This is a genomic window from Kocuria sp. CCUG 69068, assembly GCF_020833785.1.
GTDB classification, from domain to species: domain Bacteria; phylum Actinomycetota; class Actinomycetes; order Actinomycetales; family Micrococcaceae; genus Kocuria; species Kocuria rosea.
This window is the reverse complement of sequence record NZ_PDDL01000172.1, coordinates 1-4,350: the sequence shown is the minus strand read 5'-3', so window position 1 is coordinate 4,350 and position 4,350 is coordinate 1. Positions and strand designations below refer to the sequence as shown.

The window sequence follows — 4,350 nt, the reverse complement described above, 5'->3', positions numbered from 1 at the left end:
CCGGCCGCGGCGGCCGCGCCGCCCGAGCCGAGTCAGGTGGTCCGCGTCGAGATCGGCCCGAGCCCCGTCGTCGGGGACCCCCGGACCGCCGACGCCCTCGACCTCGTGCCGGCCTCCCGGGTCGTCCCGGAGCCGGTCGCCTCGGTCACGGACCGCGGGCAGGGCCCGCTCGTGGCCGTGGGACTGGCCGTGCTCGCCCTCGTGGCCGCGTTCGTGGCGGGCCTGAGCCGCCGGCCCGATCCCGCCGACTGACCCGCGGGGCCCGGGCGCCCGTGCGGGTCAGTCGCCCTGGGAGGGCGGAACCCGCACGGAGAGCGCGCCCGGGAGGATCTCGGACTCGAACCCGTTGATCAGCCCGGTGCCGTCCCCGTCCATCTGGGACTCGATGGGCTCGTGGAACTCCACGCGCACCTTCTTCGCGGCGAAGAACTCGATCACGGGCAGGTCGCGCCGCTGCCGGAACACGACCTTGGCGGCCATCAGCGCCCACTCCAGCGTGCTGCGCGGGGACATCACCACGAGGTCCAGCAGGCCGTCGTTGATCTTCGCCTGCGGCACCAGGATCAGGCCCGCGGTGAGGATCCCGCAGTTGGCGGCCATCACGGAGCGGACGCGGCGGCTCTGCCACTCGCCGTCGTCGATCCGGAAGCGGGCCCACCGCGGGGGCGCGATCAGGTGCCGGACCCCGGCCTCCCCGTAGGCCGCCCAGCCGACCAGCTTCTTCAGCTCGTCCCGGGTGTCCGTCATGATCTGGGCGTCGAAGCCCGCCCCGCCCATGACGCAGAACGCGTGGTCCCCCACGGTCCCGTCCTCGAGCTCCACGCGGAACGTGGCCATGTCGATGGCCCGCTCCGCGCCGAAGAGCGCGATGTCCACGTTGCGGTGGGGATCGCCCAGGTCGGCGCCCAGGTTGCGGGCCAGGAGGTTGCCGGTGCCCAGCGGGATGAGGCCCAGCGGGGTGTCGTGGCCGACCAGCGCCTCCGCCACGGCCCGGACGGTGCCGTCGCCGCCGGCGGCGATGACGAGGTCGGCGCCCTGCTCGAGCGCCTCGCGGGTCATCGAGGAGCCCGGGTCGTCCTCCGCGGTCTCGTAGAACACGGGGTCGGGGAACCCGCCCTTGCGGCACCCGATGATCACGGCGTCGCGGGCGACGTCCGCGTCGGCCTTGATGGGGTTGATGACGACGGCGACCCGTTTGGGGGCCACGGGAGTGGCGGTCACGGAAGGACTCCTCGGTTCTGCGGCGCCGGGGACCGGTGGCGCCGTGCGGTGGGGCGGTGGCGCCGCGGCACGGCGCCGCGGGCCCGCGGCGCCGGGCGGATCGCGACGGGCCTCCACCCTAACCCCCGTCGCGTCCGGAGGACTTGGGTACCCTGTCAGGGTGATCGACATCAACCAGCTCCGTGAGAACCCCGACGTCTTCCGCGCCTCGCAGCGTGCCCGCGGGGCGGACGACACCCTGATCGACCGGATCCTGGAGGCGGACGTCGAGCGCCGCCGGCTGATCACCGAGTACGAGTCCCTGCGGGCCGAGCAGAACGCCTTCGGCAAGCAGGTGGCCCGGGCCCAGGGCGAGCAGAAGCAGGCGCTGCTCGCCGAGGTCAAGGAGCTGGCCGCCCGGGTCAAGGAGGCGCAGGCGGCCGCGGAGGCCGCCCGTGCCGGTCAGGACGAGCTCGTCGCGGTCGTCGACAACCTCGTCCTCGACGGCGTCCCCACGGGCGGGGAGGACGACTTCGTCCTGCTCCGGACCGTCGGGGAGCCCCGCGACTTCGCCGCGGAGGGCGTCGAGCCCAGGGACCACCTGGAGATCGGCGAGCTCGTGGACGGCATCGACATGGAACGGGGATCCAAGGTCTCCGGCGCCCGGTTCTACTTCCTCAAGCGCGACGTCGCCCGGCTCGAGACCGCCCTGCTGCTCATGGGCCAGGACCAGGCGCTGGACAACGGCTTCGTCCCCATGACCACCCCGAACCTCGTGCGCCCCGAGATCATGAGCGGCACGGGCTTCGACGTCGCCCACTCCGACGAGATCTACCACGTGGGCAAGGACGAGCTGTACCTCGTGGGCACCTCCGAGGTCCCCCTGGCGGGCTACCACGCCGACGAGATCCTCGACCTCTCGGACGGCCCGCTGCGCTACGCCGGCTGGTCCTCCTGCTACCGCCGCGAGGCAGGCTCCGGGGGCAGGGACACCCGGGGCATCATCCGCGTGCACCAGTTCAACAAGCTCGAGATGTTCGTCTACTGCTCCCCGGAGGACGCGGAGGCGGAGCACGCGCGGCTGCTCGCGTGGGAGGAGGAGATGCTCGCCAAGTGCGAGCTCGCCTACCGGGTGATCGACACCGCCGCCGGGGACCTCGGCACCTCCGCGGCCCGCAAGTTCGACTGCGAGGCCTGGGTCCCCACCCAGGGCAAGTACCGGGAGCTGACCTCCACGTCGAACTGCACCACCTACCAGGCGCGGCGGCTCAACATCCGGGAGCGGCTGCCCGAGACCACGGACGCCGCCGGCAAGGTCCGCAAGGGCGGCACCCGCACGGTGGCCACCCTCAACGGGACGCTGGCGACCACGCGCTGGCTGGCCGCCATCCTCGAGACCCACCAGCAGGCCGACGGGTCGGTGCGCGTCCCCGAGGCGCTGCGGCCCTACCTGCGCGGCCAGGAGACCATCCCCGTCCGGCGCTGAGCCGCCGGGAGGCGTTCGGCTCCCGTTCATCTCACATCGACATCTCGGCCATCCTGTCGGTGTGATGTGGCACCATGTCCCGCATGACAAAAGAAAAGACCGCTGGCACCGAGGACCAGCACGAACTCGTCGGCATCAACTCCACCGTCCCGCTGAAGGTCGAGCACTCGGAAGACCTCAGCGACACGGCCGGCGGCACCACCGCGCCCGCGCGCTCCGCCGCCGACGTCCGGATCCCCCTCAAGGTCCAGCCTCCCCGCTCGAACGGCTGGAAGAAGGAGGCGGGCGTCCAGTACCTGGTGGCCCTCGACGTCGACGGCACGCTCGTCGACCACGACGGCCACATGTCCCGGCCGGTGCGCGAGGCGGCCCAGGCCGTGCTGGCGGCCGGCCACCACGTGGTCATCTCCACCGGCCGCTCCAAGGGGGCGACCCTGCCCGTGGTGGAGCTCATCGGCCAGGAGCGCGGCTACGCCGTGTGCTCCAACGGCGGCATGACGCTCGAGCTGGACCCGGAGCTGCCGGCGTACCACCGGGTGCTCGAGTGCGTCTCCTTCGACCCCGGCCAGGCCCTCGAGGCCCTCGAGCAGCGCCTGCCCACCGCGAAGTTCGCCCTCGAGACCGAGGACGGGTCCTTCTACTCCACGGAGCGCTTCCAGGACGCGTCCTTCGGCATCGAGGCGATCGGCGTGGACCTGCACCAGCTGGCGCGGATGAAGGCCGTGCGCATGGTGGTGTACAGCACGGAGCACACCCCGGAGGAGTTCGCCCGGGCGATCGACGAGGCCGGGCTGCACGGCGTCACGTACTCCGTGGGCTGGAGCGCCTGGCTCGACATCGCCGCCAACGGCGTCTCCAAGGCCAGCGCCCTGGAGCAGATCCGCCGCCGGCTCGGCGTGGACCCGTCCCACACGGTCGCCGTCGGCGACGGCCGCAACGACATCGAGATGCTCGACTGGGCCGCCCGCGGCGTGGCCATGGGCCAGTCCCCGGACGAGGTCGCGGCCGCGTGCCACGAGGTGACGCACACGGTCTACGAGGACGGCGTCGCCCGGATCCTGCGCTCCCTGCTCTGAGCCCGGCGGCTCAGAGCCCGTACTCCTCGAGCAGCCGCAGCCAGACCTCGCTGATGGTGGGGAAGACGGGCACCGCGTGCCAGAGCCGCTCCAGCGGCACCTCGCCGACCACGGCGACGGTCGCCGCGTGCAGCAGCTCCGTCACGTCCGGGCCGGCGAAGGTCGCGCCCACGAGGGTCCGGCGCCGCCGGTCGACCACGAGCTGGGCCCAGCCCCGGTAGTCGTCGCGGTGCAGGAGCGCCCCGGCCACGTCGATGGCGTGCTCCACGACGTCCACCTCGAGGCCGTCCGTGCGGGCCTGCTCGGCGGAGCGGCCCACGGAGGCCACCGCGGGGTCGGTGAAGACCACCTGCGGGACGGCGCACCCGTCGGCCGTGGACGCGTACGGGGACCACGGGGGCGCGGACGCCCCCAGCCGGCCTGCCGCGCGCGCCACGACCGCGTCCGCGACGGCGCGCGCCTGGTACTTCCCCTGGTGGGTCAGCAGGGGCCCGCCCGCCGCGTCCCCGGCGGCGTAGAGCCAGCCGCCCTCCACGCCCGCCACCAGGCCCGAGCCGTCGACCCGCAGCGCGGAGGGGTCCAGGCCGA

The 4,350-nt window shown here is 73.5% G+C and carries 4 protein-coding genes and 1 pseudogene; 3 read left to right on the top strand and 2 right to left on the bottom strand.

The features are described from left to right. On the top strand, positions 1–252 hold a 252-nt coding region (locus CRM73_RS18310; protein ID WP_229588692.1), incomplete at its 5' end, for a hypothetical protein. A 27-nt stretch (positions 253–279) separates the two neighbouring features. Here CRM73_RS18310 and CRM73_RS18305 read toward each other — a convergent pair. Beyond that, the gene (locus CRM73_RS18305) at positions 280–1,221 is read right to left on the bottom strand and encodes a diacylglycerol kinase family protein (protein ID WP_035925994.1); all 942 of its coding nucleotides are present in this window, start codon (positions 1,219–1,221) and stop codon (positions 280–282) included. A 160-nt stretch (positions 1,222–1,381) separates the two neighbouring features. Between CRM73_RS18305 and serS the strand changes: the two genes are divergently transcribed. Together serS and CRM73_RS18295 are read left to right on the top strand one after the other, a co-directional pair. Further along, positions 1,382–2,686 carry a serine--tRNA ligase gene (gene serS, locus CRM73_RS18300; RefSeq protein WP_017832053.1) on the top strand — a complete coding sequence of 435 codons (1,305 nt, stop codon included), beginning with the start codon at positions 1,382–1,384 and terminating at the stop codon, positions 2,684–2,686. A gap of 74 nt (positions 2,687–2,760) precedes the next feature. Further along, positions 2,761–3,762 (top strand): HAD family hydrolase, encoded by a 1,002-nt coding sequence (locus tag CRM73_RS18295; RefSeq protein WP_017832052.1) that lies wholly within the window; start codon positions 2,761–2,763, stop codon positions 3,760–3,762. A gap of 10 nt (positions 3,763–3,772) precedes the next feature. Here the strand turns inward: CRM73_RS18295 and CRM73_RS18290 are convergent. Then, a pseudogene (locus tag CRM73_RS18290) lies at positions 3,773–4,350 on the bottom strand (pyridine nucleotide-disulfide oxidoreductase); the annotation flags it as partial.

Bases quoted from the DNA above. Each gene is read 5' to 3' on its own strand.
- CRM73_RS18295 (WP_017832052.1), top strand. From the start codon at position 2,761: ATGTCCCGCATGACAAAAGAAAAGACCGCTGGCACCGAGGACCAGCAC.